Below are 26,497 nucleotides of genomic sequence, written 5' to 3' on the forward strand. Positions count from 1 at the left end.
AATCTACCTGACTACCATTTTAATGGTTGTAAAAGTTGCCCGGTCAAGCTTGGCTCGATCGGCATTTCAATCCCATATTTTTGCGGCCAGCGATGTTTGGGGAGATAAAATGAACCGAAGAGGATGTCGATAATCGGCAAAATTGCGGCATAGTTTTTGTTAATATACTCCGCACCATCATTCGTATGATGCCAATGGTGAAAAGCAGGCGTAGCCAACAACCGTTCGACAAAACCAAACCGCCAATTCATATTCGCGTGAACCCAAAAACTCCAGATGGTACCAACGAACGAATATAATAGCGGTACGATGTCCGCAGAGTCTGCCGTTGGCTGTGCCAAACCCAGGAGATAGATCGGGACTAAGCCTGTAAACCGCCCAAAAAACATATCCAACGGATGGGCGCGAGTATTTACCAACCAGTCAATCTCTTCCGAACTATGGTGGATGGCATGAAACCGCCAGAGCCAGGGAATCTCATGCGACCAACGATGACCCCAATAAGCACCAAATTCGCCGACAATTATCGCTAGGACGAACCGCACTCGCAAGGGTAATGCTGCAACCCAAGTATAGATTCCGCTGGGTTCGAGCTGATGCACTGCCGCAGCAACGAGCGACATGGGTATAATTAATAGCAGTTTGGGCAGCAGACTATTGAGGAAGTAATAACCCAAGTCAATGAAAAATTCTTTCCGCAAAACTGGCTGTTTTTTCTGGGCACAGAGCCGTTCTAGCGGGATAAAGACGATCGCGATAATTACCAACCAGGTACATAAGCTGAAGATTTCTAATGCTAATGATGGCAGATACTGTTGCATACGATCGAAGCGTCTCCAAGTTTGGGTTAAAGGCTCTGGTTAAAACAAATTGAGGTCGTGCATAACAGTAGCGCAACCTCAATCGCAGATGGTGTCTCGATCTTGACGATCGATAAAGCTCGATCGATAGTAAACGTCCTATTAGTTGAATTACTACTTAAAAGTTACAGATAGGAATTCAAACAATTGAGGATTTATTTAGGCGTTTTTGGTAGATTTAGCTAGTTTCTTTCGCAACCGAAGAGCTGCCGTACCGCCGACAATCGTACCGATAATCGTCAAAGGTTCGGGAACGTTAGTAGGCGTAACTGAGACACTAGATAACAGCGAGAAGGGGGGCTTTCCACTGGGAGTACCAACAGCCAAGAATGTCAAGATATCGCTAGCACTATTAGCTGTAAATGTTAATGTCTGCTTTTCCCAATCAGTTACCCGCGTAGCTGTATCTGGAAAGATATTGATCTTTGATAGCTGAGTTTTTGCGAGTTGCGTGCCAATAGTTCCGTAAGTCAAAATGCTCGTATCGAGACCTACCCGCCATCTTTCGGTTGTTGGGCCAGTAAATGTTCTTTGCTGTCCGGCAGCCTGATAAAATGTTACATCATATTGTTTGCCCGGTGTTAGACCACTCAATTGTTGATAAATCGGCGCACCGAAACCGGGATCGCCATCTGCCGCTACATACCAAGTTGCAATCCCATCAGGACTGAGAATGGGCGCAGTACCATAAAGTTGTAGTTTATTGTCGGGACGACCGCCTACTACATTAAGATTATCTGTATATTCTGTGCCAATTGGCACTACAAAATTCAATTTACCGTTATTAGTAGTACTCCAGCCAGTGCTTGCTACGTTGAAAAATGATGAGCGGGTCTGCCCTGCGGTTCCAGGTGTAAAGTTGCCGTTAACCCATTCGTGACAAGTTAAGGCGCGATCGCAATTGTCAAGCACGTTTGGCGATCCTTCGATCGACCGTTACATCAGATATTCAGAGATCGAATACATTAGCACTATCAATCGAGTTTTTTGATATATAGTGAGACCGAACCAACAGCCACGCTATATATGGGTGTTGACATTCGATCGAAAACCTTAACTTGTCACAGATGCCGTTAACCAGACTTACGGCTTGGGCGGATAAGCTCATCGTACAGATGCCGATGACGGACAATCCGCCGATCGCCGCTTTAAGTGTTGCGTTCATAATTTGTCTCCTTACAAGTTACCCAGTCGCTATACTTTAAGAGTCGATTTGTCTAAGCCAAATAGCTTAAATTTTTTCATCAGCTTATCTTCCAAAGATCGTATTGTCAATACTACTTAAGTACTCTAGATTGAGACGCTTCAATCGATTTCAGAGCGTGCGAGCGACGTAAAAAACAACAGTACTCAGTAAATTGGCTGAGTACTGCTCGATCGAGTATTTCGATCGCGAAGTTACAGGATAATTTTCGATCGAGAAAATAACGCTCGACTGGGTTTGAGTTCTGCTCGATCGCCTAGTAAATATCGAAGCAAGCCGATTTTTTTAGCTCAAACTCATGTCGATCGTGCGAGTTTCTACTTCTTTAAACCAAGCAGCCTGTCCGCAGAAATCGCCATTTTCTGTAAAAACATTCCAGACAATTCCGTCTGATATGGTAAATTCTTTCCCGGTCTTGCTGATGCGAACGCCACTATATCCATTGATATAATTATCAGCTTTGACTCGCTCCATCATTGCCGCACGTTCCGCCCGATCGATTGGTTTGGCAGTTTCTCTAGAGTGCATTGTTATCAGTTCTGCCCAAGAAACTTCCCATTGTGATAACACTTGCTGATTTCCATAAGTCAAAATTGGATCGGCGGCATTATTATGACTTAATAGATAGAATTGGGCATTAAATACTTGTGCCCCTAATGTATCTAATGAAAAGCCATACTCTGCAATGAGATCGAAACCAGTCCATCTCTTTAAATTTTGGAGCAGAAGTAATACATGCTCGCGATGATAGTTGTTATCGTTACTAGGAATTGCAAGCATCGATGCGATCGGTTAGGTTTCAACAGCGAGACTAGCCACCTGCGGTTAATCTCGATCGGTCCACACCAATTTTAATCCAATCGATCGCACCCACGGCGATCGCAGCTAGAGGGACAGGATATTTGCGCTACGCTGTAAAAGAGGTGTCACGATCGTAATCTAACTTTCTGGGAGTCAACCAATTTTGCAACTAGAGGCACAGTTAGATAAATTAGCCAAATTAGGATTAGTCATCAATCCTGAGATAACGATCGAGGATATCTTGTTTTCATTCGATCGACAAGCTTTGGAGTCCGACCCTTTTAAGCTACTGTTATTTGCTTTTGGCTCGGAAGTAGAAAGGGAGCCGAAAGGACGCCGAATTTGTAACCGCGTCTGGAATTTCGATCCTGAATGTGTTGCCGCTACGGGCGATTATGTCAAGATCGTCCAGCAACTTTGTCTGCTTGGTGGCGATGCAGACTACCTGCAAGAGATTGTGGACTACATCGACCTAGATGAAGGTGAATGCTGGCTAGAATACACGCTAGGGGATACCACACAGCACTGGGAGATCGAACCTAATGATGATTGGGCGGACATGCTCGCGCTTTCATATGTGATGGAAGATCTCCAGCGCGATGGGCGTCAATTTTATTCGCTCGATAACGAGCAGGCGATGATTTTGGTTTACGTCGATCTAGATACCGCCATCAAATTAAGCGATTTGTGCGATGAGGATTTGGAGCCAGTAATTCCCGCCTAATAAGATGAAGAATTATATCTAATTATCAATATTGATTTCAAAATCTCATAGTTTCAATTGGTGAAACTCGAATCGGGTGATAAGCTGCTAAACAATATTTGTAAAAGTTTAGGCGATCGCCCGATCTCGCCAATTGAAAAAACTATGTATAAAAGTAAATCCGGTCGTACCTTATTAGATGTTGCTATGCCTGCGGCAATCGGTGCTGGTGTAGTTACAACGTTCGCAATCTCCCAAGGACAACACCCGGCAATGGCGATCGGGATTACGGCGATCTCGACAATATTTACAGTGGTTTGTTATCGCTTCGATCTCATCTAAATTAAACGACTTTTATTCTCATAAATAAATTGCTGGCGCGATCGCGGATGCTCTGCCAATCTTTTTGCAAAACTTCAGCAGGGGGAAATAAACAGCCGGATAATCCCACCGCCACTGCACCAGCAGCTAAAAATTCAGGGGCATTGCTTTCAGTCACGCCGCCAGTGGGAATCAATGGAATTTGACCGATCGGCCCCTGTAATACTTGTAAATATTTCACCCCACCCACCGCTTGAATGGGGAAGACTTTCACCGCAGTCGCACCAGCTTGCCATGCTGTGATAATCTCCGTCGGCGTCAAGGCTCCAGGCACGATTGGGATTTGGGCATTAATGGCAGCACGAACTAAACTCAGATCGAAGTGTGGTGTAAAGATATATTCCGCCCCACAGGCGATCGCATTGCGGACATCAGCCAGACTCAAAATCGTCCCCGTCCCGATCGAACAATCCGGTAATTCCGCCCGCAGCAACTCGATTAACGCCCACGGTCGATCGCTATTCGCCGTAATTTCAATTAATTTAATTCCCCCAGCCGCCACCGCCCGCGCCATCTCGCGCCCGATGCTTAGATCTGTCGATCGAATTACCGCAATTACGCGCTCTCGTTTGACAAGCTTTAACCAATTGTCTCCATACCTGTGCATCATCTTCAATGGGGAATAGCGGGGAGCGGGGAGCGAGGGTGGATGGGCAAAACGGGAACGCAGTTCCATGCCTAAAGCCTAAAACCTAAAGCCTAAAGCCTAAAGCCCAAAGCCTAAAGCCTAAAACCTAAAACCTAAAACCTAAAGCCTCCCCTCTATCCCCTGCCCTCTTTCACCTCAGCACTGTAATCCTGCACCGCTTGGGCGATCGTTGCACGTAAATTGACATAAGCCTTCGCGAAAGGTGGTTGACGCTGTGTTAAACCTAAGAGATCTGCCGTCACTAGGACTTGTCCGTCACAGTCTGCGCCTGCGCCAATGCCGATTGTCGGAATCGAGAGTTTTTGGGAGATCGATTTGGCTAAATCGGCAGGAATATGTTCTAGCACGATCGCAAATGCCCCTGCTGCTTCTAAGGCTACTGCTGAGGCGATCAGCCGCTCGCGATCGGTTTCGGATTGTCCCTGTTGGCGATATCCCAATTGATGCACTGATTGCGGCGTCAAGCCGATATGTCCCATTACCGGAATCCCGATTTCTACCAGTCGCGCTACCGTTGCTACCATTGCCGGATGTCCGCCTTCGAGCTTCACCGCCTGTGCGCCTGTCTCCTTGAGGATTTTACCTGCCGACCCGATCGCGACCTCAGTACTAGTTTGATAGCTCAGAAACGGCAAATCGACCACAATTAGCGCATGTTTGACACCGCGCTTAACTGCTTTGGCATGGTGGATAATTTCATCGAGCGTCAGCGGCAGGGTATTTTCATATCCCAGCGTCACCATCGCCAGCGAGTCGCCCACGAGAATCAAATCTACTCCAGCTTCATCCAAAATTTGCGCGATCGCAAAATCCCACGCCGTCAACGCGACGATTTGTTTTCCATTCGGTTTATATTGCAACAACTGGCGAACTGTCGGCATGGGGGGACGGGGAGTGGGGGAGTGGGGGAGTGGGGGAGTGGGAGAGTGGGGGAGTGGGAGAGTGGGGGAGTGGGAGAGATGTGGAGTGGGGGAGTGGGGGAGTGGGGAGTGGGTTGAATATCCCAATCCAAAATCCCGCTTGGTGCGCTTCCATGGTCGGGGAACCCGACCGGAGCGCATCCGCAAAATCCAAAATCCAAAATCCCCTAAAGTCTAAAACCTAAAGCCTAATCCCTATCCCCTATCCCCTATCCCCTAATTTGACTGAGAGCTTTTGTAGTTATACACTCTAGTTTAGAGCTTACTACTAGCACACAGACTAAAATAGCAACTTTAAATTTATTATTATGAGCGATTTACCAGTCGAGCCAGTTGAAGCCAAGAGTGCGAAAACGCGACAGATGTTGGGGATGAAGGGTGCTTCGACGGAGGCGGCTTCGATTTGGAAAATTCGGTTGCAGTTGATGAAGCCGATTACCTGGATTCCTTTGATGTGGGGGGTTGTGTGTGGTGCGGCGTCGTCTGGCGAGTATACTTGGTCGATCGAGAATGTGCTTAAAGCGGCATTGTGTATGCTGATGTCGGGGCCATTATTGACTGGTTATACTCAAGTCGTAAATGAGTGGTACGATCGCGAGATCGATGCAGTGAACGAACCTTATCGTCCGATTCCTTCAGGGGCAATTGCTGGTTCTCAGGTAGTTGTCCAAATTTTTGCGTTATTAATTGGCGGTATTGGCGTTGCATATATTCTCGATCGAGCCGCAAATCATGATTTTCCAATTATGACTTGTTTGGCGATCGGTGGTGCATTTGTTGCTTATATTTATTCAGCTCCACCATTAAAATTAAAACAAAATGGTTGGTTGGGTACTTACGCGCTAGGGGCGAGTTATATTGCCTTGCCTTGGTGGGCTGGTCATGCCTTATTTGGAACGCTAAATTGGACGATCGTGGTGATGACACTATTCTACAGCTTGGCTGGATTGGGGATCGCGATCGTTAATGATTTCAAAAGTGTTGAAGGCGATAAGCAATTTGGATTAAAGTCGCTTCCAGTCATGTTTGGTGTCGATAAAGCTGCTTGGATTTGCGTATTAATGATTGATATTTTCCAAGCGGGAATTGGTGTATATCTGATTACGATTCACCAAAATCTCTATGCGGCAATTTTATTCTTACTAATCATCCCGCAGATTACTTTCCAAGACATGTATTTTCTGCGTAACCCGCTCGAAAATGATGTCAAATATCAAGCGAGTGCGCAACCTTTTCTAGTAATTGGAATGCTGGTTGCTGGGCTGGCTTTCGGTCGTGTTTAAATCGATCTCAAGATAGACAGATTAAAGTATTATTTCATCAAATATACTAGATACCCGACCGATCGAACTCGATCGTAGTCGGGTATTTTATGCTCTCGATCGCTCCTATACCGAGCACTGCTCGTCCTGGCAACTCTTAAACTGATAGGGTGATAAGTAGGTACGATCGCGTTTGCCAAACCAAGCATAACGATTGTCGCGAATCTGAAGATAACCGCGATCGCCCAACCATTTTAAACCGGGTACCCATCGATAGAGATCGACAGCCAAATCGACTCCTGGTAATAGTTTGCCAATTTCTTCGGCGGCTGCGCTACCTTGCCAGCGTTGGCTCGGCTCGGCTGCATTTATGAGCATCATCCCCTGTTCGCAATCTTGAGCTGTTACGCCTAGTTCGCTGAGGGTAAGAGTGTCTTGCATCGGGATATATTGAAAGATCTTGCCACGATCTAGTTGTTCTAGTTGCCGCACGAAGGTGACGCACAGGTTGCAGTTGCCGTCATAGATCGCATAGTAAGACATCGACACTAACTATAAATTGATACTATTTATAGTGTAACAAAGGTGCCTGCTTAAGCTAATCGAGTTTGACTCTGGGCTTAAACAGGCACCTTTTTGGATCTTAAACTTTGACGGGACTGACGGGGCTCGAACCCGCGACCTCGCGCGTGACAGGCGCGCGCTCTAACCAACTGAGCTACAGTCCCATTTATTCAACAGATACAATTATGCACTTTCTACGCAAGGATGTCAACTACTTTGCATTAATTAGGGATCGGAGGTGTTATCGATCGACATTAACTCGATTTATTTACGCCAAGTTGCCTTTTATGCCTCAAAATTTTGCTGACATTGTCGCTTTTAGCAAAAATTCTATTCATCCTCACAATCTGGGTCGATCGAATGGTAAGATAATGGGCTTTGGCAAAACACTCGATCGCAGCTAGGCGGCGCGTAAGCTTCGTGTATGAACATAGTAGATAAAACCTATTTAGAGATCCTCGATCGAATCCTCACCGAAGGAACGCGAGAAACCAATCGCACAGGAACTGATACCGTCTCGTTATTCGGATTGAGCTATCGCCTACCTGTAACTACTGAAGCTTTTCCAATTTTGACGCATAAAAAGATTCAATGGCGCAGCCTGGTGACGGAAATGATTTGGTATCTATCCGGCGAGCCGCATATTCGCAATCTCCAACAACATACTAAAATCTGGGATGCTTGGAGCGATGCAGATGGCAATTTAGAAACTGCTTACGGTCGGTTTTGGCGGTATTATCCAGTTCCCAATTATACAGCTCCAATTCGGCGTGGAGATAGCAACTATTTGTGCGATGGTGAGGTATTGGTTAATTTAGATGAGAGTAAATATCGACACAATTTAATCGTAGATGAGAAAGAATCGATCGTTATTCCTTGTTTCGACCAATTACGATGGGCGATCGATGAATTAAAACGCAATCCTCGATCGAGGAGACTACACATTACGGCATGGTATCCACCGAATGCAACTGTAAGTAGACTTCCTCCATGTCATCATAGTTTTACGTTAAATTATCAAGGTGGTAAATTAAATTTACATCTCCAACAAAGATCGTCGGATCATTGCGTGGGCAATCCGTTTAACTTGACTTGCTACTCACTCCTATTATTACTAATCTGTCGCGAGGTAAATCTCAATCCGGGCGATTTCTATCACTCGATTACCGATGCACATATATATGTCGATCATATCGAGCCTTACCGTAATGCTAGTCGGGAAGCTTATGTATTACCGCAATTAGATTTGAGTCAATTAGGCGATCGATCGATGTTCGATCTGACTTATGATGATATCGATCGCCTTCAATTAGTCAACTATCAACACGGCGCATTCATCAAATTACCAGTGGCAGTCTAAACAACGATCGAGAGGCACAGCTACAAAGCTTCTCAGTTCGAGGATAAATCAAATCAGATCGATCGTTGTCTTGTAACGATCGATTATCAATTATAAACTATCAATTATTAAAATGGTTCAAAAAATTCTCATTGCAGCGATCGACAAAGATGGTGGTATTGGTAAAGATGGATATATGCCATGGCATTATCCTGCCGATCTGAAACTATTTATGAATCTGACGATGGGACATACGATCGTGATGGGGCGTAAGACTTTCGATGGGATGTTCGATCGCCAGAAGGCTCCATTAAAAGGTAGGCAAAATATTGTCGTGACATCGCAAGCCGAGAAGTATCGATCGCGATTTACACCCGAACAATCTCTATCTCACTTAAATTTTACTACCGATCTCAATTGTGGAGATATCGAATTAGAAGCAGACGCTAAAATCTTTTATTGCGGCGGAGCAAATATCTATCAACAGGTAATTCAACGACTCGATCTCGATATCATCTATCTTTCACGACTCGATGAAAGTTATGACTGCGATACCTTTTTTCCTCAAAATCCGCAGTCATCAGATGGAGAATTTGAACCCTATATTCCGCCATATCTTACGCAGAGCTTTTCCGATAAAATGTCAGGTAGCAAACCTTTCACTTTTCAAATATATACACCAAAGCCACTGATAATCTACTAATATTTTTAGTATTACCTCTAGCTGATGGGCTGTTACGATCGTCCAGTTACTAAAACCTAAAGCCTAAAACCTAAAGTATAATGTACGACATTTCTTCGCGCCCGACTTGGGATGAATATTTCATGATGCTGGCGAAATTAACCGCTACTAGATCTACTTGTTTAGCCTTCCCAGTGGGTGCGGTAATCGTCAAAGATCGCCAAGTTTTATCGACAGGTTATAATGGCTCGCCATCGGGTTCGGTACATTGTACCACGCAGGGATTTTGTTATCCAGATTTGAGTGCGTGCAATGCCAGTAAAATTCTACCTTCTCGATCGGTACATGCCGAAGCAAATGCGATCGCGCAAGCAGCCAAACATGGTATTTCGACTGGTGGCGCGAGTATTTATGTCACATTAGAGCCATGTTTATCTTGTCTGAAAATAATTATTTCGGCTGGGATTCGCGAGGTATATTACGAGACGACATTCAATACTGGTGATAATATTAAAGTTCGCGATTTCTTGCTCAAAGATAGCTCGATCGAACTCATCCCAATTTTAGTTTCGGAAGCGACTGCCAAACGTTCGGCTGCATTTCTACTCAACCCGACATCTGTAGAAACTTTTAGTTAGTAATAATATCGATCGATCGTTGTAACCATACACCAAAAAGAGGCTTTCGATCGATCGCTCAACCAGCAGGCAAAGCAATCGATCGCGAAGCGCGCCGCCAAGGCGGTCGAAAACCCCTTTATCTAGTCGAGCTTCTAATTCAGCGAATTAGCGACGGGGAACTAGATTTTGATAATCGATGTTGTAAGGCGAGATGGACTGTGGCTGATTGCCGATGTTGCCCAGACTTTTTGCCATCCCAGCAAATAGAGCGGGATCGCCTGCTTTGGGTTGTTTTTCTTGGGGTTTGTAGCCACGGACTGCTGCTTGCCAAGAAGCTTTGGGGAAACCTAGTTTGCGGCGGTAGTAAGCATCGTAACGCGGGTTTTTGATGTTAAATGGTACTTCACTCGCACCGGAAGGTAATACCCGACGACGTTGGAACGGAACGATATTATCGCCGAAGTTTTCTAGATACTCATCGCTATTGAGGAGGTCGTTTACAAACCCAGCACGACCTTTAGTCGCAATGACGATCGACCAAGCGATTTTTTCTGCTTCGTTATACACGTCGCGTCCGAGAATTTTTTGTACGCAATGCTCGGCAAATTTATAGTTGCTATTGAGATTATAGAAACTATTAGTGAAGGTATTGGACAGGCACAATCCCCGAATGAAGTCGCGAACGGTGATTTGACCGTTACGGAGTTGCGATTCTAAGAATTTTTCGCGATCGGATGCAAAGGCATGGAAGAAGATCTGACGGTAAGCAGATTCGATCAGATTATCATAATCGCCAGAAGACAATAAGTTGTCTGTAGAAAATACCCTGGGCTGTTCGTCACTGGGTACTTCATAGCCACGAACGCGAGAGTTCTGGCTTGAAGGAGTGTACTCTAATAATGGAATAGACATATACTTAAAGTTATCTTCTTACGAAACTTTACAATTTTCCTCATCATAATCCTGATTTGGCCTTCTTCGGCGACCCCGATGCGAAAACATTACATTCCTTAATTATCTCTCAACCTGAATGGCTACCAACATTCTGGTTGTTTATAGGTGTATCACTTTGGCTCACTTTACCAGTCGTCATCGACGATCGCATTAGGTAATTTTAATCTGGGGAAACGGTAAAAGGTGTCGCCATCGTCGTCAACCTCTGGAATGCCGTCCAGCAGGCGCACCTGTTCGTCGAGAAAAATTTTTGCTTCCTGAGAGCTGACTTGTGAAATCGTTACCAACTGAATCAAGGATATATAACTGTCCTGTTTCCGTAAAAGCTGGTAAAAAGCAGCTTCCAGACGTTTGCGCCGATTGGAATTAGAAATAAATTTTGAAGTTCCGACTCCTAAACCTAATAGGATGAGTAATTCAATTAAGCCCATAAGGTGAGTAAGTGGAAATTGACTACATAGTGCAAGTATAGCGACTTTGGGCTGTTGCGCAGCAGCCTAATGACACATCTGCTACCAAGACTCGTGACAACCGCTAGTCAATCGTCGATAATGACACTGGAATCCCACTAAATAATTTACCCTCACCACGTATCCCCGTACTTTATCTTCTGTCCTCTATCCGTGGATGAACATCCTTCCCTAAATATTGCGGTCGCCCGCTTAGGCGCGACCACGCCAGACAATTATGCGGTGTGGGTGCTCAAAGCACCATATCCTGGCGGCTACGTAATTGAAAATTGTACCTGGACGATCGAGCTATCCCAAATTTGGTTGGGATGGCAAGGGTTGTTTAATCCTGGCAGCAGACCCTATTGTCTGCCCTGCCATCAAGATCTGAGTATTCCGGAGTTAGATTTAGAAACGATCGCACCTGTAGATGCGCCGCAGCCGCAACTCTATAGTGCGAATTTGATGCAGCACTTGGGCATCAATTTGTGGCAGTGGTTATTTTGCAAACAGGTGGGAAATGCCTTTGCTCAAAGTCAGGGCATGGCGATCGGACAGGGCAAATCGCTCCGTCTGCGCCTGGAAATTCGCGATCCCGACTCAATCTCCATTCCGTGGGAAATCATGCAGTCACAGCACGGTAAACCCGCGCTCTCGATCGATCGACTGGTGTTGTTCAGCCGGACGAATAGCGATGTCGATCCCTTGCCGCCGCAACGACTCGATCGATCGATTAAAATCCTGTTAGTTTTGGGTCAAAATATCCCTGGCAGTCCCAATCTCGACCTAGAAAAAGAATCAGCCACGATCGCCCAAGCTCTGCGGAGTACCATGCCCAGCGGCTTCAATCCCCCCAATCGACTCAATCCCGCAGGTTGTAATGTCGATACGCTCGTGCGACCCACTCCAGAGGAGCTGATTGCCAAACTTGAGAGTCAGCAATATAACGTATTTTTCTATGCCGGACATGGGATGTCCGCACCCGATGGGGGTTTATTACTGCTTAACGATGTGGGTGGTTTGAATGGTACCGAGCTGGCACAATTACTCGTCCGCTGTGGCGTCAAACTAGCCGTATTTAATTCTTGTTGGGGCGCGCAGCCATACCAGCATCAACAGCAAGCCGTTCCCCGCAGTAGCTTGGCAGAAGTCTTGCTGCATTACGGCGTTCCGGCAGTACTCGCCATGCGCGATACAATTGCCGATCGCGAGGCTTTAAGCTTTATTCAGACTTTTACTCAGGCTCTGGCACACCGATTGAGTATCGATGAAGCTGCGGCGATTGCCAGACAGCAATTATTGATTTCATTTAAGTTCAATCAACCTGCCTGGACGCTACCAATTTTGTACATGCACCCAGAGTTTAATGGAGAATTAATCAGACCATTAGCTGAAGCAATTACCGAAATTCCGTCCGTACCGCAAGCGATTCCCGTCGCCTATATGCGATCGCTGAGTTTTCATACCCATCCAGATTTTCCGATTGATGGTGGCTTGATGCGCGTCGGCAGATCTAACGATAATGATTTAGTAGTAGTCGAGCCGTGGGTATCTCAACGCCATGCCGAAATTATCTATCGATCGCCATCGATGACCGATTTTACTCAGGGAATTTATTATCTACGCGATACATCTCGGTTTGGCAGTTATGTATTGACTCTCGAAAATAAATGGGTCAAAGTTCACGCGCGCGAATTTCCACTCGAATCGGGAATGCAGATTAAATTTGGTAGTGAAGAAGGGCAAATTTTGGAGTTTAGAATCGATCGGCAAGAGTGGCTCCGGTAAGTAGTTATTGACGATCGCCACCATCGATTGAGGCATCGCTCGCCGCCTTTCGACGGTAAAGTGAAATTTATCCAGTCGCAAATATTTTATGAGATAATTATGTTATTAAGCTTTTCTAGTTAATTTAGGACTCGATCGATGTAAATATGTCTGAAGAAAGGTTGGAGCGTGTAGAAAATCAACTTTCTGTTTTGCAGCAAGACATGACTGCAACAAAGCAAAATGTAGATGCACTTAGAGATGATGTATCTTCTTTGCGGCAGAGATTCGATAGTTTTGAAGGGACAATTCTTACAGCTATCCGTGAAGGGTTTGATTCTCTGCGCCGTTATTCCGACGATCTCAACTATGAGGTTGCTGACAATGCTAGAGCGACGCGGTTATTAAAACGACGAGTCGCTCGTCTAGAAAGGAAAGAAGAAGATTAAGGGCAAAGGCTATCGCTCCCAAATTTGAATAAATTGTCGATCTGGTAATCGATCGGCGCAATACCAAAGTAATTTATAACATGTCATCGCACAAGCAGATCGATCGCCTTTTTCTACTTCTATAACTTGACTTTTTAGATGAGTAATAATTAGAGGTAATTGTTCGATTACTGCGACCTCTTTGAGATATTCTCCAGTGAGTTTGTAGAAACTTTTGGACTGGGGGGAAGAAAGTAGTTGTAATAACACATCTACTGCTAACGGATGTCCGGGTTGAAATTTACCTAATTGATAGGCATAACGGCGTTGAGATTCGACATTATTAATCGTTGTTAGTTTGTGTTCGATTTGAGCGATCGCGATTTCGATATTTTGGGCGCGGGCTACTTTTTTCCGCCGATTGCGGGTGCTGCTGGGCAAAGTGCGCGTGTCTATAAATTGCTGCTGGGTAGCTGGATGGGTGGGTGCGAGCTGTCGGAGATTTTCCATTGCAGCCATACCATCGGCGTGGTGGCGCAGGCTTTGGGAGGGCGATGAATCTCCAGATTCAATGATGCTAACGAGCGTATCGATCGCGAGGATAAGTAATGAATTATTATCATCGTTGGCGTAGCCTCTCAGAATGGGAATCGTGGCTGATTCGAGTAATACTTTACCTAAAGTGAAGGCAGCTTTGCGAGTTAGAGATACTGTTTTTTTACTGTGGATAATATTGACGAGAGTAGAGATTGCAGTCTCATTATAGTTAGGATCGATCTTGGTTAATGATTCGCAAATCTTGATCAGGAGATCGCTGTGAGAAACTAGATCGATCGTCTTAGTTAAAGCAGAGATCGCGATCGGATTTCCCGGATCGAATACTTTACCTAAGCTGTGGGCTGCTTGCCAACAAATGAATGGACTTTCGACAGTTTGAACGAGTTTTTCTAACCCAGAAATAGCAGCAGTTCGATCGGTTTGTCTGAGCGATACTCTCGCCCCATCCTGGACTGGTAGGGGATAAAATTGCCAGGTATCGAGCGTGGGAATGAACTTAGCAAATCGCCATTGCAGTAACCGATCGACAATCTGCTGACTATAAATAGATTCCGGGAATTCGGCGAGTACGGCGGCGGCTAAAAAGTAAGCCCGATAGTGATAAAATCCGCCATGAGATCGATCGAAATCGATTAATGCAGCGATAAATGATTCCTTTTCATTCGCCGTGATATCTGCTCGCCCAAACCAAAACAGGATAGTCTCTTGCCAATAGGGACTAAAAATTGGTGAGTGAGTGGTTATAGTTCCCGCCAAAAAGTAGTGCCAATCGTCGATCGATCGAGCGGCAAAATATTCCTGAAAAGTGGAATGATAAAAAGCATAAATTTTGGCTCCCGTACTAGCAGAAATACCAACCTGATTCAACCAACCTAGTTGTAATGCTAGTTCGAGCAGTTCTGGCGAGAGTAATTCTAAAACAGTATGCTCGTGGAGTCTAAATCTGACTCGTTCTTGGGTTTCTCCTGATGACTCTAAGCTGAGTGCTTGCAGAGCTAATTTGCCTAAAGCCGAGTTTAACTGCTGACGTTGTGCCAAACTAGTCGGAAACCGATCTTGTTTCCACGCATAAATCGTGTCGGTAAATTGTCGATACAAACTAGCTTTGGTACTGGGTAATTTACCTTGAGTCAGCAACCAGTAGCGACATAATAAAGCCAATCGCAGCGGATTTTTGACAGCATCGCGCAACCGTTGATATTGAGGTTGTGCTAATTCGATACTGAGATTTTCACCCAGATGTGGCTGAGTGCGAAACCAGCCTTGAATAAATTGTCGCACTCGATCGGGCGAGCCGCGATAACCATCGCTCAAACTGAGATGGCGATAAGTACTAAAATTTTCTAATGCGTTTTTACCACTATCCCAAACATTCGATCGACATGTCAAAATCACATGTGCGGAACCAATCCAGCCCCGCAATTGCCGATCGATATTCGCCAGCGCGATACTCGCATCAATGGCCATTTCATCGACAGCATCGAGCAGCAACCACACTCTTCCCCGCTCGAATTGTGATGCAAAATCTTGTTGCAATTGCGGCGCGATCGCGAGTTGGCGAGTAGCCAGTTTGAGCCAGTCTTGTAACAGATAATCTTCCAAAGTTTTACCCTGAAGATCGGCAAGCGAAATCCAGATCGGCAGCAATTGCAAATCGAGCATTCCAGCGGCTAACTTTTGCAAACAGGTAGTTTTGCCCGAACCTGGTTCGCCGATAATCCCAATCCGATTGGTTTCTGAATTGGTGACTAATCGCGCTAACAATCGATCGAGATCGAGATCGCCGATCGTCTGCGCCCCAATTTCCTCGCTAATACCATCGATACCCGCTTGCCCCTCAAATATAGTGGCGCGTTGTCTTTCCATCAAGTCTAGGGGCACATAGACCTCTTCGAGACTAAATTTCAGTCGCTCCTCTCCCATCAGCGGATTGGTGGTAATCCGGTGATACTGTTGAGTATTCAGACTCGATCGCACTAGCTCCCACCAGTAATCTAGGTTAGCCACTGCTGGTTGACTATCAATCGAAGGTTGCGGTGACTTCCGGCGATCCCATTCCCGCGAAAATCGATCGAGATTAGCCGCTCGATCGAATCTGTCATGCCACAAATTGAGGGTAAAATGCCAAGTTTCCGAGCCACCCTTGCTCGCGCGATTATCTTCGACAATCTCCAGAAAATCAGTCAAACATTTAATCGCTTCCTTGATCTGTTCCCCAGTTAGTGTTGCACCTGCTAATTTAGCTAACTGTTCGAGATATCTAACTTTCGTCCGAATTACACACCGCTGGGAAGTTTGCCAATGCAGTTGAATATCCCGTTGTAAGTTCTCTAACTGGCGTTCGTCGGCAGCTAATTCATCATTGGCATAGTCAACTAGCACCATGAAAAATTGCACGGTGCGTTGTTTGACGGCATTACCATAATTAGGACGCGGCATACTAGAGAATTAATTAGAAGTTGATGCTTAGTGGACTCCTTCAATCTCAACGAATGTATCGATTCAATTCTTCAACCAGGAGATGAACGGTGGTAGCAGGATTATCGTTTTCCGGCTCGTGCGGATCGTAACTGGCTAATAGGTTTTTAGCGTGCTTGATTGCTTGAGTTTGTTTATCTTCAAGCTTGACATACATATCATCACTATTTTTCTCATAATCGCAGCCTAGTAATTTAGTCAGCTTTTTCTTATAATCACTTCTCGGCACGCCAGTATTAAAATAGTGAAAATGTAATAAATACCAAATTTCAAAGCACTCATTGGAATAGGCTACATTAATATTTTCCTTGGCCGCTATTTTCAATGCTTCTCTAAACCTATGTGCAGTATTATTAACCTTAGATGGATCTCGATCGAATACACACCATACTCGATCGAATTTTTTAGCTGTCATTAACTCGATCGCCTTATTGACTACCGCAACTGTTTCGCAGCTAGCCCCAATAATAGTAACTTCTGGTCTAGTACTGACGGGAAAACTTTTAAAATAATTTGGCTCAGTTTTTTCGCCTTCACAGACAATCAGAAAAGTCGGAATGGTATCTCTAGTACCCAAGATTCTTTCTGTAAAACCTTTGTCCGAACGTGATTGCGATTGACGCTCTTTATTCCTAGACATATTATTTTTTACCCAATAACCGACTCAAGTCACCAATAAACGGCACTGCACCATATTTTCCCGCAATATAATCTTGCTCGAAGCTAGCTCGATCTGGAATCTTATATTCGGCTAGGGAGTACAAATCCGTGGCTCCATAACGATTCTTTTCCGTAAACCAAATTTGATCTTTCCGAAACAGATTGCTACTCAGCAAGTTTGTATCATGAGTTGTAAATATTAATTGAGCATTCTCTGAATTAGTTTTAGGAGAATTAAACAGCTTAACAATCGCACTAGTAACCAACGGATGCAACCTCCCATCTAATTCGTCAATAATTAATATTCTTCCTTGTTCTAAAGCAATAATTAATAGTCCTGCTAACCGATACAGTTTTTGAGTGCCAGCAGATTCTTCTTTATCAATATTAAATTCCTCCAAAGATAGTTTGCTTCCATCTACATCATATTTCCAACGAGTGGTTTTTATGTCAAAAAATGTGTCGTCGCCTACATCGTCAGGTGGAATTGTAATTAATTCAAGACCGACTATTCCAAGGTCAAAGCCAGTCACAATACTTCTTAGATCTTGCTTGCGATAATCTCCCATGAGGATTTCATCAGACATCTCTATGTACTTAGATTCATCTTCTAATTCAGAAATTGTAATTAATTTTCGATCGAACCAATCGATAATTTCTGTAGATATGCTACCATTGAATTGAGATACGACAGACAAGAACAATGCATTATCTCTTGTTTTCTTAACTAGATCTTGTCCTTCTATGAATTTTTGTGATACGTAAATTTCCTTTCCCTCCCGTGAGAACAGTTCAAATTCGGTACTTATTGATGTCTGATATAACCATTCCGATCTGACACAAAGACGATCGACTTCAAAGCCATAGCGATATCTAGTTGTACCGATCGCAAATATAATTTCAAAATAGGACGGTTCGGCTTCAGTATCTTTACTTAATCTGTAGATTTCCGTATCGATCGGCTCTTTAACTCTTCTACCTACCGCAGAGTTAAGCACAAAAGTCCGCATGAAAGCGATGGCTCGAACCAAATTACTTTTGCCGCTAGCATTGGCACCATAGATGGCGGCACTTTTTAATAAACTGATGTCCTTTGCGATCGCAAATACATTATTTAGATCTGTCGTTTCGTCTTCATGTTGAATTGGTGCCGCAACCATGCTAAAAGTTACAACATCTTTAAAAGATCTATAATTACCAACGCTGAATTCAATCATCTAAAAATTACAATATCTCGAACAGATCTCATCCTCTCAATTACTGTTGCGTTCGAGTGGAACAACCGCAACCAAACTCGATCGAGAGATAATCTGCTTGGCCGATCGATCGAACTTAATTTATTTTATCGCATCCCTCCTCAATAACTGCTATCCTAGTAGATTGCTCTCCTGCTCAAACACATCATGTTTCCCGAAAATTTGCCTACTGACAGTTCGAGCGAACTGCCTGTCAACAGCCCTTCAATGAAACAAGGCGATGTGGTAGAAATCCAGATCGTCGATGTCAGCGAGAGTGGTGAAGGCGTAGGGCGAGTAAACGACCGAGTCGTGTTCGTTCCCGATACAGTTACAGGCGATCGCATTGCCGCCAGAATTACCCATGTCAAACGTCAGTACGCCCACGGCAAATTATTAGAAGTGCTTGAGGCTTCTCCGCACCGCGTGCGCCCCAGTTGTATCGTGGCGGATAAGTGCGGCGGCTGTCAGTTGCAGCATATTGACTATGACTACCAACTAGCAGCAAAAGAAAATCAAGTATTGCAAGCTCTCAAACGCATCGGTGGATTTGCCGAGCCTCCCGTCGCGCCAATTGTCGGCGCACGCGGCAACTTTGCCTATCGCAACAAAGTTACCTATCCACTCGGCGTCAGCGACTCCGGTACAGTCAAAGCTGGCTATTATCGTAAAGGTACCCATCAAATCGTCAATCTCAATCAATGTCCGGTACAAGACGAGCGGCTGAATCCACTGCTCGCCGAGATCAAACAAGATATTCAAGATCGCGGTTGGCAAATTTATCAACCTGAGAGTAAAGGTGCCAGAGAACCGGGCGCGCGTCGCACGGGAGTTCAAATCGTTGTCACTCAAGAGCGCGATTTGGGTGTGAGCGATCGCGGCATCCCCAAACCCAAGCTCCGCAACCGTCAGACAGTTACCGAAGTTATCGATATCCCCGACGATCGCCCGAAATTTCGGCATTTGTTACTGCGGATCGGACGACGGACTGGGGAAATATTGTTGACGTTAGTAGTCACCGATTTAAATATCCCAGATATCGAAGGACAAGCACAACGCTGGATGCAGCGTTATCCCAAGCTCGTCGGCGTCTGTCTCAATCTTAACGATCGACCGACTAATAATATATTTGGTACCGAAACTCGGTGCATCGCTGGGCGCGAATATATCTGTGAGACGTTTGGTAACTTACAGTTCCAACTCAAAGGCGATACCTTCTTTCAGATCTACACCGAGCAAGCCGAAGCTGTACTAGATCTAATTGTCGATCGAGCTGGGTTCAAAGGTACGGAAACGCTAATCGATGCCTATTGTGGGATCGGTACTTTTACGCTGCCCCTCTCTAAGCGCGTCAAACGCGTCATGGGCATCGAAGTCCACAGTGCCTCAGTAATTCAAGCCAGAGCCAACGCCCGACTCAATGGCATTAATAATGTCGAATTCCGTACTGGTGAAGTTGAAGAATTATTGCCAGAACTAGACATGCAAGCCGATATCGTGTTGCTCGATCCGCCCCGCACGGGTTGCGATCGCGCCGTCCTCGACGCGCTCACAGACATGCAACCAGCACAAATTATCTATATCAGTTGCAAACCATCTACTCTCGCCAGAGACTTACAAATCCTGTGCGAGCAAGGTAATTACCAGCTCGATCTCGTTCAACCTGCCGATTTCTTCCCCCAAACGGCACATGTGGAATGTGTTGCTTTCCTGAGTAAGTCGCAGGTTACAGCCCCCGCTCCAGCGGAACTCGCTAGTATCTAGCTCTATTCCGGGGTGAGACTACTGGCTTTGCTGAATATACTCGATCGCGACGAGCAAAGCTAATAGCATCACTTCATAGCTAGCATCGGGATCGCGATCGAGCGTCATCAATGCCGATCTCTCTCTGATAATAAAACCATAAATGGCCGCATTAACCATGCGCATCGTATCGACGATCGCGTCTCGATTTGCTGTGGATAGTTGCAGTGAATCTTGAAACCAGCGGAGCGACTGCTGAATGATTTCGGCTTCTGGTGGCTCTGTCGGACGCAATTGATATTCCATCATCACTGCATATCGTGCGGGATAAGATTTGGCAAAATTACGGGTAGCTCGCGCACCTGCGAGAAATAATGCTCGCTTGTCATCGATCCCCGCAGTTTGGCTGCGGCAATGTATCAGATATTCGCACCAAATTTGCAATGCTACCGCACGCCGCAATCCAGTATTGCCTTCCAAATGCTTGTAAATTGCTGGTGGTTTGATTCCTAGTTCTCGCGCTACCCGATTTACTCCCAGCGCAGATTCGCCTTCTCGATCGAGACAAGCGATCGCCGCATCGATGACATCCTGCGGGGTGAGGGAGTTGGCTTTGAGTGGACGACCCATAGGGGTGCAAGGGTAATGGGTGGATGGGTGGATGGGTAATGGAAATTAACTATCCACCCATCCACTATTTACTATTTACTAATGCTTCGTGTCTTCCTTCATTAGAGCGATCGAGATTTGCTTAAGTTAATTAAATTAACTAAATTTAGATATAATTGAGTCGATCGAGAATAAATGGTCTGTTGCTGATGAATGACCTAACCTTTGCTTCGGCGCACCAACTGGCGCAAGCGATCCGCGAGCGGCAAGTTTCAACAGTTGAAGTTATTGAAGCCCATATAGCCAAGATTTCGCGCCATAACACCCAGCTAAATGCAATTTGTACGTTGGATACCGAAAATGCTCTTAGCAGGGCGAAGGAGGCCGATTTAGCCCTGTCTAGAGGCGAAAACTGGGGTCGATTGCATGGGGTGCCAGTGACGATTAAAGATATTTTTGAAACAGCGGGACTTCGCACTACGGCGGGTTATATCCCTCTTAAAGATTATATTCCCTTACAAGATGCGACGATCGTGGCCAGACTGCGATCGGCAGGCGCGATTATTGTGGGTAAAACTCGATGTTCAAGTTTTTGAAAACTGCTGAAGTGTATGATATGGGATGAAGGATCGGTATAGAAAGGTAAAGACATGCTACTCAATAAGCCTTTGCCCTTCATCGAAGACTTTATCAACGAATTGAACAAGGGACTGAAAAGTTACAATCCAGATGGGGGCTTGAGCAGAATTCAGCGTGGATGGATCGGATTCTGTCTGATGGGCATAATACTGACGAACAGCGTATGCTGGGCAAGATTTGAACGGGTGAGCCTGGGGAAATACAGCCTGGGAGCCTTATCATGGATGTTTCGCAAATCCAAACTGCCATGGGAGATGATGCTTCAAGTTAGTATAGCAATAGTGCTCAAGCAGTATGGTATTTCTGGAGGTACTTTGGTGACTGACGACTCAGATCATCAGCGCAGTAAGAAGACACCAAGGTTATTCAAAACCCATAAAATCAGAGACAAAGGTAGCGGGGGATATATAAATGGTCAAAACATAGTGTTATTAATACTAGTTACTGACAAAGTGAGCTTGCCAGTTGGATTTGAGGTCTATCAACCTGACCCTCAACAACAAGCATGGACAAGAGAAGATCAACGTCTGAGAAAGAAAGGTATCGCGAAAAAAAACCGCCCAGAGGCTCCACCCCATAATCCAGACTACCCAACTAAACCAGAATTAGTGTTGCGATTAATGGAGCAGTTTCGGAAGCACCACAGTCAAATCAAGATCAAAGCCGTCGTTGCTGATGCACTATATGGTCAGGCAAAATTCATGGATGCAGCATCAGGCTTATTTGGTGGAGTCCAAGTCATTAGCCAATTGCGTTATAACCAAAATATTCGTTTTCGAGGCCGAAAACAAAGCCTAAAGCACTATTTTTCAAGTTATCCGGGAGTTCCTCAAGAGTTGAGTATTCGAGGTCAACCTGCCATTACAGCCAATGTTGGAAGTATCAGAGTGGAAGTTTGTGCTCACGGAAAAAAGCGATTTGTGATTGCGCTGAAGTATCCGGGTGAGCAAGATTATCGATATTTAGTTGCTACGGATCTGACTTGGCGCACCATAGATATCATCCAAGCGTATACACTGAGATGGTTAGTAGAGGTTTTCATCGAGGACTGGAAGTCTTATGAAGGTTGGGCGCAGTTGGCCAAGCAAACAGGTAAAGAAGGGACAAGCCGTGGCCTGACCCTGAGTCTGTTGCTTGACTTATGCCTCTTGCTTCACCCGAGACAAATAGCCCGCGTTGACAGCAAGCTGCCCGCATATACTGTGGGCAGTCTACTCCGCAATCTTCAGATGGAAGCTTTGTTGTTATATTTTGAGCAGTTGCTACAAGCACCTAATCCGGTTGAGCAGTTGAATCAATTAAGTCAATCAGTTCAGGAGTTTTTCCTTTTGAGATCGTCTGGTAAACATATGAGTGGTAGAGATTTAGGTCGCTTAGAACCCACTCCCTCCCTCAATCGTCGAGCTGTAGCTTAAAAACTTGAACATCGAGTAAAACGAACCTGGCAGAATTAGCTGGAGACTTTCAAAGTACCAACTCGCTCTTCCCTCGCGTCAATAATCCTTGGCATCTCGATTATACATCGGGTGGCAGTTCTGGTGGTAGTGCGGCGGCTGTTGCTGTGGGATTTTCCTGTCTGGATCTCGGCAACGATTTCGCGGGTTCGATCCGGCAACCCGCACATTGTTGTGGTGTATATGGACTCAAACCAACGGATCGGCGGATTTCGACGGCGGGGGCGATTCCGGAAGTACCAGGAATGCCGATCTGTTTGCGACAAATGATGACAGTTGGCTGCTTTGCCCGATCGATCGAGGATTTGCAACTGTGCTTCGAGCTAATTGTCGGGGCCGATTCGCGTCGCCCTGATGTGCCGCCAATTCCGCTAGATTTACCTATTGGCAAATCCTTACGGGATCTCAAAATTGCCTGGAGCGATGAATGGGAGCAAGTTTCTGTTAGTGCAGAAATTAAAGCCGCCATGGTAGCGAGTTCTCAAAAACTAGCAGCGGCTGGTGCTAATATCGTTCGCTGGTGTCCGCCAGACTGGGATTTCGGTGAAATCTTCGCGCTCTACGGGCGGATGTCAGCCTATGTCAATAAATACGCTCAACCGATCGATATCTATAATGTGCGGCGAAGTGTGGAATTATTATGGCGGACGGCGACTCAAGGGGATAAGCAACTCCGCCAACTGGGAAATTTTAGTCGCTTTTTACCCGAACTACTAAATCCCAGCTTGAAGGGCTATTTTCAGGCTCTGACGGAACGCGACAGGTTTATCGCTCGGATGGATGCAGCTTTAGAGCCGTGGGATGTGTGGATCTGTCCGGTGGCGGCGACGCCTGCGTTTACCCATCGTCCCGCCTGGAGTGCTGTGGAGATCGATGGTAGATCGTATCCTCATGTGTTGGCAAATGGAGCCTATACGCTGCCATTCAATCTCAGCGGACAGCCATCGGTAGCGATTCCGATTTCGCGAAGCGAAGGCTACGTCAACGCTCTAACTCCGGCTGGATTGCCGATTGGGATGCAGCTTATCGGCAAACGGTGGCGGGAAATGGAACTACTCTCGATCGCCCGAGAAATCGATAAAATAGTCGGCGACTTTCGTCATCCACCAGGATATTAGACCAGATCCACTTCCCAAACCCTTCTTTGGCGATCGAAATTCCAGGTTGCCCTGCTTGTCTTGTCTTGATGCAGTTGTAGAGCAGGATGGATTAGTTATAGACAGCAGAAAATCAGTAAGATCCTCGAAATCTAGGGTAGGGGTAATTCATGAAGCGACCGAAATCATACGGAGGTTTCCTCCGCGTGATTTCGGTCAAGACATTACCCCTAGATTTCGAGACGATTGGTATTGTTAAGCAGCTACAGCTTCGTATTTGACCTTCGCATACTGACCCATGGGTTGATATTCTGGTACCAAGTCGTGGAGAACAGATACGCATTCGGTGACTTCACACTGAGCGGCTGCATTTAGTAAGTTGGTGAGTTGGGGAGACAGCTCTTTCCAGCCTAATTTAGCCTCGCGAGCGCAGAAAATCTTGGGATGTCCGGTGGGTAAAGCTGCATCGCAATCGATTAATAGCTCTTCATAGATTTTCTCACCTGGGCGCAAGCCGACGATCTCGATTTTGATATCTTTATGCGGCTCCATTCCATGTAGGCGAATCATCTGAGTAGCGAGGTCGTAAATCTTGACAGGTTCGCCCATATCGAGGAGAAATACTTCGCCGCCTTTAGCCATTGCGCCTGCTTGGATAACTAATGTCGCTGCTTCAGGAATAGTCATAAAGTAGCGAGTAATATCTGCATGAGTCAGAGTGAGGGACTTGCCGGAGGTAATTTGCTCACGAAAGCGAGGAACTACGGAGCCACTGCGGCCTAGAACGTTACCGAACCGAACCATCGTAAAGCAGGTATTGTGGTTGGGCAAATCGGCCAAGCCTTGCAAGACTAATTCGGCGACGCGCTTGGTGGCACCCATGATATTTGTAGGGCGGACGGCTTTGTCGGTGGAGATCAAGACAAATTTATGAACTCCACAAGCGATCGCGCACTTTGCCGCAGTTAGGGTGCCGTTAATGTTATTAACTATACCTGAAACCGGATTGGCTTCAACGATCGGGACGTGTTTGTAAGCAGCCGCATGATAGATCGTCTCGACGCCGTATTTAGCGATAACTCCCGTTAAAGTTTGAGCGTCGGTGACCGAACCCAAACAGGCAACTTTTTCGAGGTGGGGATAGTTTTCGCCTAGCTCCATGTCCATCTGGTAGAGGGCAAATTCATGTAGCTCGTAAATAATCAGCAATTTAGGCTGTTGTTTGGCAATTTGACGGCACAGTTCCGAACCGATCGAACCACCACCACCCGTAACCAGTACTACTCGATCGGTAATATCTTGCTGGAGCAATTCGGGACGAGCGGCGATGGCTTTGCGGCCTAATAAATCTTCGATATCTAGCTCGCGGACTTTGTTAATCGAAACGTGACCGCTTAAAATCTCGGCAATGCTCGGTACTGTTTTGACAGGTACTCCCAGTACTTGCAGTTTCTGTAAAATTTCGCGTTTGCGCTGGCCTTCGATCGATGGCATTGCGAGGAGAATTTCTTCAAACCCAATGTTGGCTTTGAGCTTGTGCAACTCTGCTGGCGAGTAAACGCGGATACCTTGAACGTTACGCCCTTGGAGATAGGGACTATCGTCCACAAATCCGATCGGGCGGTTGCCGCGTTGGCCAGCTAAAGCCTGTGCCAGGATGCAGCCAGCACTACCAGCCCCATAGATGACTACTCCGCCATTTTTCTGACCGGGATAATTAATTTCGTGGAGTCGGCCTAGCGTCAACCGCACGCACATCCGAACTGAGATTGTTAAGATTAAAGTCAGCATCCCATGAACTACAGGGACAGACAGGGGAATTACAGGACTCGTAGACAGATTAGCAACGATCGATGTAATCAAGCAACTTAAGATTGCTGCTTTGGCGATCGTAATGATGAATCCGCCATCGAGATATCGCAATACTTGTCGATAAATTCCAAACGCCCAAAATAATCCGATCTCGATCCCAACTGCGAGCATCGCGAATTTACCCAAGTGCAACGTTTCCATGGGGGTGAGGTCAAATCCATACTCAAAGCCGATCGCCGCAATAATCGAAGCCAGGAACAAACTGATATCGACTGACGTCAAGATCGTATACTTCTGATGATTGGAAAGCGCATTTATAAGTTTTTCAAGAGTCGCTGCGGTAGCTTCAATACTCAACAAAGATCGGCTTTTAGTGGACATGATATTATGACACAATCGACGGTTTTTAACAAGTTGGGATCGAGGTTAAATCGAATTTAAATCGAGTTTAAATCTTGATTTATGACCTTTGCTAATTACGATAGTAACTAGCATTGTCACTTTAGTGTGTGAGGTTAGTAACGGATGAGTTGATGCAACCTAAACCGAGTCATCTTAACGAACGATTGTGTTGAAAAACAGTTCGCGAACTTTTGCTCGATATCTCTAAAGTATATTTTTTTTATCTA

At 45.6% G+C, this 26,497-nt stretch carries 27 protein-coding genes and 1 tRNA gene; 13 read left to right on the forward strand and 15 right to left on the reverse strand.

The window, feature by feature from the left end; translation table 11 throughout:
- Positions 1-11: 11 nt before the first annotated feature.
- The 4 genes from CHA6605_RS15930 to CHA6605_RS15940 form a co-directional block, all read right to left on the reverse strand.
- Entirely contained in the window at positions 12-821 is an 810-nt protein-coding gene (locus CHA6605_RS15930; RefSeq protein ID WP_015160446.1) for a sterol desaturase family protein, read from the reverse strand.
- A 198-nt stretch (positions 822-1,019) separates the two neighbouring features.
- On the reverse strand, positions 1,020-1,772 hold the full coding sequence (locus CHA6605_RS31725) for a PEP-CTERM sorting domain-containing protein (RefSeq protein ID WP_015160447.1): 753 nt from the start codon (positions 1,770-1,772) through the stop codon (positions 1,020-1,022).
- 37 nt (positions 1,773-1,809) lie between these two features.
- Positions 1,810-2,025 carry a hypothetical protein gene (locus CHA6605_RS34225; protein WP_015160448.1) on the reverse strand — a complete coding sequence of 72 codons (216 nt, stop codon included), beginning with the start codon at positions 2,023-2,025 and terminating at the stop codon, positions 1,810-1,812.
- Between the two features lie 324 nt (positions 2,026-2,349).
- The gene (locus CHA6605_RS15940; protein WP_015160449.1) at positions 2,350-2,844 is read right to left on the reverse strand and encodes an MEKHLA domain-containing protein; all 495 of its coding nucleotides are present in this window, start codon (positions 2,842-2,844) and stop codon (positions 2,350-2,352) included.
- A 184-nt stretch (positions 2,845-3,028) separates the two neighbouring features.
- Between CHA6605_RS15940 and CHA6605_RS15945 the strand changes: the two genes are divergently transcribed.
- Positions 3,029-3,589, forward strand: coding sequence for a hypothetical protein (locus CHA6605_RS15945; RefSeq protein WP_015160450.1), 561 nt, complete (start codon positions 3,029-3,031; stop codon positions 3,587-3,589).
- Between the two features lie 60 nt (positions 3,590-3,649).
- Entirely contained in the window at positions 3,650-3,910 is a 261-nt protein-coding gene (locus tag CHA6605_RS15950; protein WP_015160451.1) for a hypothetical protein, read from the forward strand.
- A gap of 1 nt (position 3,911) precedes the next feature.
- On the opposite strand, the gene CHA6605_RS15955 is transcribed toward CHA6605_RS15950, so the two are convergent.
- Complete coding sequence (locus CHA6605_RS15955; RefSeq protein ID WP_015160452.1) at positions 3,912-4,625, reverse strand: bifunctional 4-hydroxy-2-oxoglutarate aldolase/2-dehydro-3-deoxy-phosphogluconate aldolase; 714 nt, start codon at positions 4,623-4,625, stop codon at positions 3,912-3,914.
- Positions 4,626-4,711: 86 nt separating this feature from the next.
- Positions 4,712-5,479 (reverse strand): 3-methyl-2-oxobutanoate hydroxymethyltransferase, encoded by a 768-nt coding sequence (panB, locus tag CHA6605_RS15960; RefSeq protein WP_015160453.1) that lies wholly within the window; start codon positions 5,477-5,479, stop codon positions 4,712-4,714.
- Positions 5,480-5,826: 347 nt separating this feature from the next.
- Between panB and chlG the strand changes: the two genes are divergently transcribed.
- A complete protein-coding gene (gene chlG, locus CHA6605_RS15970) occupies positions 5,827-6,801 on the forward strand; it encodes a chlorophyll synthase ChlG (RefSeq protein ID WP_015160454.1) in 975 nt (324 codons plus the stop codon).
- A gap of 105 nt (positions 6,802-6,906) precedes the next feature.
- On the opposite strand, the gene CHA6605_RS15975 is transcribed toward chlG, so the two are convergent.
- Positions 6,907-7,323 (reverse strand): thiol-disulfide oxidoreductase DCC family protein, encoded by a 417-nt coding sequence (locus tag CHA6605_RS15975; protein WP_015160455.1) that lies wholly within the window; start codon positions 7,321-7,323, stop codon positions 6,907-6,909.
- Between the two features lie 111 nt (positions 7,324-7,434).
- A tRNA-Asp gene (locus tag CHA6605_RS15980) sits at positions 7,435-7,508 on the reverse strand.
- A 21-nt stretch (positions 7,509-7,529) separates the two neighbouring features.
- Here CHA6605_RS15980 and CHA6605_RS33020 point away from each other — a divergent pair.
- The 4 genes from CHA6605_RS33020 to CHA6605_RS16000 all read left to right on the forward strand — a co-directional run bounded on the left by CHA6605_RS33020 (position 7,530) and on the right by CHA6605_RS16000 (position 10,003).
- Complete coding sequence (locus CHA6605_RS33020; RefSeq protein ID WP_015160456.1) at positions 7,530-7,748, forward strand: hypothetical protein; 219 nt, start codon at positions 7,530-7,532, stop codon at positions 7,746-7,748.
- 20 nt (positions 7,749-7,768) lie between these two features.
- A complete protein-coding gene (thyA, locus tag CHA6605_RS15990) occupies positions 7,769-8,704 on the forward strand; it encodes a thymidylate synthase (RefSeq protein ID WP_015160457.1) in 936 nt (311 codons plus the stop codon).
- A 112-nt stretch (positions 8,705-8,816) separates the two neighbouring features.
- Entirely contained in the window at positions 8,817-9,386 is a 570-nt protein-coding gene (locus CHA6605_RS31730) for a dihydrofolate reductase (RefSeq protein WP_015160458.1), read from the forward strand.
- Between the two features lie 80 nt (positions 9,387-9,466).
- Positions 9,467-10,003, forward strand: coding sequence for a deoxycytidylate deaminase (locus tag CHA6605_RS16000; RefSeq protein WP_015160459.1), 537 nt, complete (start codon positions 9,467-9,469; stop codon positions 10,001-10,003).
- A gap of 147 nt (positions 10,004-10,150) precedes the next feature.
- On the opposite strand, the gene CHA6605_RS16005 is transcribed toward CHA6605_RS16000, so the two are convergent.
- Both CHA6605_RS16005 and CHA6605_RS16010 read right to left on the reverse strand, forming a co-directional pair.
- Complete coding sequence (locus CHA6605_RS16005) at positions 10,151-10,897, reverse strand: phycobilisome rod-core linker polypeptide (RefSeq protein ID WP_015160460.1); 747 nt, start codon at positions 10,895-10,897, stop codon at positions 10,151-10,153.
- Between the two features lie 167 nt (positions 10,898-11,064).
- Positions 11,065-11,370, reverse strand: coding sequence for a hypothetical protein (locus tag CHA6605_RS16010; protein ID WP_015160461.1), 306 nt, complete (start codon positions 11,368-11,370; stop codon positions 11,065-11,067).
- 192 nt (positions 11,371-11,562) lie between these two features.
- On the opposite strand from CHA6605_RS16010, the gene CHA6605_RS16015 reads away from it, so the two are divergent.
- Together CHA6605_RS16015 and CHA6605_RS16020 are read left to right on the forward strand one after the other, a co-directional pair.
- The gene (locus tag CHA6605_RS16015) at positions 11,563-13,176 is read left to right on the forward strand and encodes a CHAT domain-containing protein (protein ID WP_015160462.1); all 1,614 of its coding nucleotides are present in this window, start codon (positions 11,563-11,565) and stop codon (positions 13,174-13,176) included.
- A 203-nt stretch (positions 13,177-13,379) separates the two neighbouring features.
- Positions 13,380-13,604: a hypothetical protein gene (locus CHA6605_RS16020; RefSeq protein WP_157260008.1), complete on the forward strand. Its 225-nt coding sequence runs from the start codon at positions 13,380-13,382 to the stop codon at positions 13,602-13,604.
- Positions 13,605-13,613: 9 nt separating this feature from the next.
- Here CHA6605_RS16020 and CHA6605_RS16025 read toward each other — a convergent pair whose 3' ends face one another.
- From CHA6605_RS16025 to CHA6605_RS16035, 3 genes are read right to left on the reverse strand one after another with little or no spacing between them, the layout of a single operon-like run.
- Positions 13,614-16,580: an NACHT domain-containing protein gene (locus tag CHA6605_RS16025; protein WP_015160464.1), complete on the reverse strand. Its 2,967-nt coding sequence runs from the start codon at positions 16,578-16,580 to the stop codon at positions 13,614-13,616.
- A 46-nt stretch (positions 16,581-16,626) separates the two neighbouring features.
- Positions 16,627-17,259 (reverse strand): RloB family protein, encoded by a 633-nt coding sequence (locus tag CHA6605_RS16030; protein WP_015160465.1) that lies wholly within the window; start codon positions 17,257-17,259, stop codon positions 16,627-16,629.
- 1 nt (position 17,260) lies between these two features.
- Positions 17,261-18,496 (reverse strand): AAA family ATPase, encoded by a 1,236-nt coding sequence (locus CHA6605_RS16035; RefSeq protein ID WP_015160466.1) that lies wholly within the window; start codon positions 18,494-18,496, stop codon positions 17,261-17,263.
- Between the two features lie 246 nt (positions 18,497-18,742).
- On the opposite strand from CHA6605_RS16035, the gene rlmD reads away from it, so the two are divergent.
- Positions 18,743-20,278, forward strand: a complete 1,536-nt coding sequence (gene rlmD, locus CHA6605_RS16040; RefSeq protein ID WP_051039017.1) for a 23S rRNA (uracil(1939)-C(5))-methyltransferase RlmD — start codon at positions 18,743-18,745, stop codon at positions 20,276-20,278.
- An 18-nt stretch (positions 20,279-20,296) separates the two neighbouring features.
- Here rlmD and CHA6605_RS16045 read toward each other — a convergent pair whose 3' ends face one another.
- Entirely contained in the window at positions 20,297-20,887 is a 591-nt protein-coding gene (locus CHA6605_RS16045; RefSeq protein ID WP_015160468.1) for a TetR/AcrR family transcriptional regulator, read from the reverse strand.
- Between the two features lie 188 nt (positions 20,888-21,075).
- Here CHA6605_RS16045 and CHA6605_RS16050 point away from each other — a divergent pair, with 188 nt between their 5' ends.
- The 3 genes from CHA6605_RS16050 to CHA6605_RS16060 are packed head-to-tail and all read left to right on the forward strand — an operon-like array spanning position 21,076 to position 24,077.
- Positions 21,076-21,462, forward strand: a complete 387-nt coding sequence (locus CHA6605_RS16050) for an amidase family protein (protein ID WP_041548166.1) — start codon at positions 21,076-21,078, stop codon at positions 21,460-21,462.
- 54 nt (positions 21,463-21,516) lie between these two features.
- Positions 21,517-22,920, forward strand: a complete 1,404-nt coding sequence (locus CHA6605_RS16055) for a transposase (RefSeq protein WP_015158689.1) — start codon at positions 21,517-21,519, stop codon at positions 22,918-22,920.
- Between the two features lie 26 nt (positions 22,921-22,946).
- The gene (locus CHA6605_RS16060; protein WP_086936234.1) at positions 22,947-24,077 is read left to right on the forward strand and encodes an amidase; all 1,131 of its coding nucleotides are present in this window, start codon (positions 22,947-22,949) and stop codon (positions 24,075-24,077) included.
- A 234-nt stretch (positions 24,078-24,311) separates the two neighbouring features.
- On the opposite strand, the gene CHA6605_RS16065 is transcribed toward CHA6605_RS16060, so the two are convergent.
- Complete coding sequence (locus CHA6605_RS16065) at positions 24,312-26,249, reverse strand: polysaccharide biosynthesis protein (RefSeq protein WP_015160469.1); 1,938 nt, start codon at positions 26,247-26,249, stop codon at positions 24,312-24,314.
- Between the last annotated feature and the right edge of the window lie 248 nt (positions 26,250-26,497).

Source organism: Chamaesiphon minutus PCC 6605, from assembly GCF_000317145.1.
In the GTDB taxonomy this organism is placed as follows: Bacteria; Cyanobacteriota; Cyanobacteriia; order Cyanobacteriales; family Chamaesiphonaceae; genus Chamaesiphon; species Chamaesiphon minutus.

Excerpts from the sequence above, each read along its gene's own strand:
- CHA6605_RS15955 (WP_015160452.1), bottom strand. The coding sequence starts at position 4,625 with ATGGAACTGCGTTCCCGTTTTGCCCATCCACCCTCGCTCCCCGCTCCC.
- CHA6605_RS16010 (WP_015160461.1), bottom strand. The coding sequence starts at position 11,370 with ATGGGCTTAATTGAATTACTCATCCTATTAGGTTTAGGAGTCGGAACT.
- CHA6605_RS16020 (WP_157260008.1), top strand. The coding sequence starts at position 13,380 with ATGACTGCAACAAAGCAAAATGTAGATGCACTTAGAGATGATGTATCT.
- CHA6605_RS16000 (WP_015160459.1), top strand. The coding sequence starts at position 9,467 with ATGTACGACATTTCTTCGCGCCCGACTTGGGATGAATATTTCATGATG.
- CHA6605_RS33020 (WP_015160456.1), top strand. The coding sequence starts at position 7,530 with ATGCACTTTCTACGCAAGGATGTCAACTACTTTGCATTAATTAGGGAT.
- chlG (WP_015160454.1), top strand. The coding sequence starts at position 5,827 with ATGAGCGATTTACCAGTCGAGCCAGTTGAAGCCAAGAGTGCGAAAACG.
- CHA6605_RS16025 (WP_015160464.1), bottom strand. The coding sequence starts at position 16,580 with ATGCCGCGTCCTAATTATGGTAATGCCGTCAAACAACGCACCGTGCAA.
- panB (WP_015160453.1), bottom strand. The coding sequence starts at position 5,479 with ATGCCGACAGTTCGCCAGTTGTTGCAATATAAACCGAATGGAAAACAA.
- CHA6605_RS16050 (WP_041548166.1), top strand. The coding sequence starts at position 21,076 with ATGAATGACCTAACCTTTGCTTCGGCGCACCAACTGGCGCAAGCGATC.
- CHA6605_RS16030 (WP_015160465.1), bottom strand. The coding sequence starts at position 17,259 with ATGTCTAGGAATAAAGAGCGTCAATCGCAATCACGTTCGGACAAAGGT.
- CHA6605_RS15940 (WP_015160449.1), bottom strand. The coding sequence starts at position 2,844 with ATGCTTGCAATTCCTAGTAACGATAACAACTATCATCGCGAGCATGTA.
- CHA6605_RS15930 (WP_015160446.1), bottom strand. The coding sequence starts at position 821 with ATGCAACAGTATCTGCCATCATTAGCATTAGAAATCTTCAGCTTATGT.
- CHA6605_RS31730 (WP_015160458.1), top strand. The coding sequence starts at position 8,817 with ATGGTTCAAAAAATTCTCATTGCAGCGATCGACAAAGATGGTGGTATT.
- CHA6605_RS15975 (WP_015160455.1), bottom strand. The coding sequence starts at position 7,323 with ATGTCTTACTATGCGATCTATGACGGCAACTGCAACCTGTGCGTCACC.
- CHA6605_RS16065 (WP_015160469.1), bottom strand. The coding sequence starts at position 26,249 with ATGTCCACTAAAAGCCGATCTTTGTTGAGTATTGAAGCTACCGCAGCG.
- rlmD (WP_051039017.1), top strand. The coding sequence starts at position 18,743 with ATGAAACAAGGCGATGTGGTAGAAATCCAGATCGTCGATGTCAGCGAG.
- thyA (WP_015160457.1), top strand. The coding sequence starts at position 7,769 with ATGAACATAGTAGATAAAACCTATTTAGAGATCCTCGATCGAATCCTC.
- CHA6605_RS16035 (WP_015160466.1), bottom strand. The coding sequence starts at position 18,496 with ATGATTGAATTCAGCGTTGGTAATTATAGATCTTTTAAAGATGTTGTA.
- CHA6605_RS16005 (WP_015160460.1), bottom strand. The coding sequence starts at position 10,897 with ATGTCTATTCCATTATTAGAGTACACTCCTTCAAGCCAGAACTCTCGC.
- CHA6605_RS34225 (WP_015160448.1), bottom strand. The coding sequence starts at position 2,025 with ATGAACGCAACACTTAAAGCGGCGATCGGCGGATTGTCCGTCATCGGC.
- CHA6605_RS16055 (WP_015158689.1), top strand. The coding sequence starts at position 21,517 with ATGCTACTCAATAAGCCTTTGCCCTTCATCGAAGACTTTATCAACGAA.
- CHA6605_RS16045 (WP_015160468.1), bottom strand. The coding sequence starts at position 20,887 with ATGGGTCGTCCACTCAAAGCCAACTCCCTCACCCCGCAGGATGTCATC.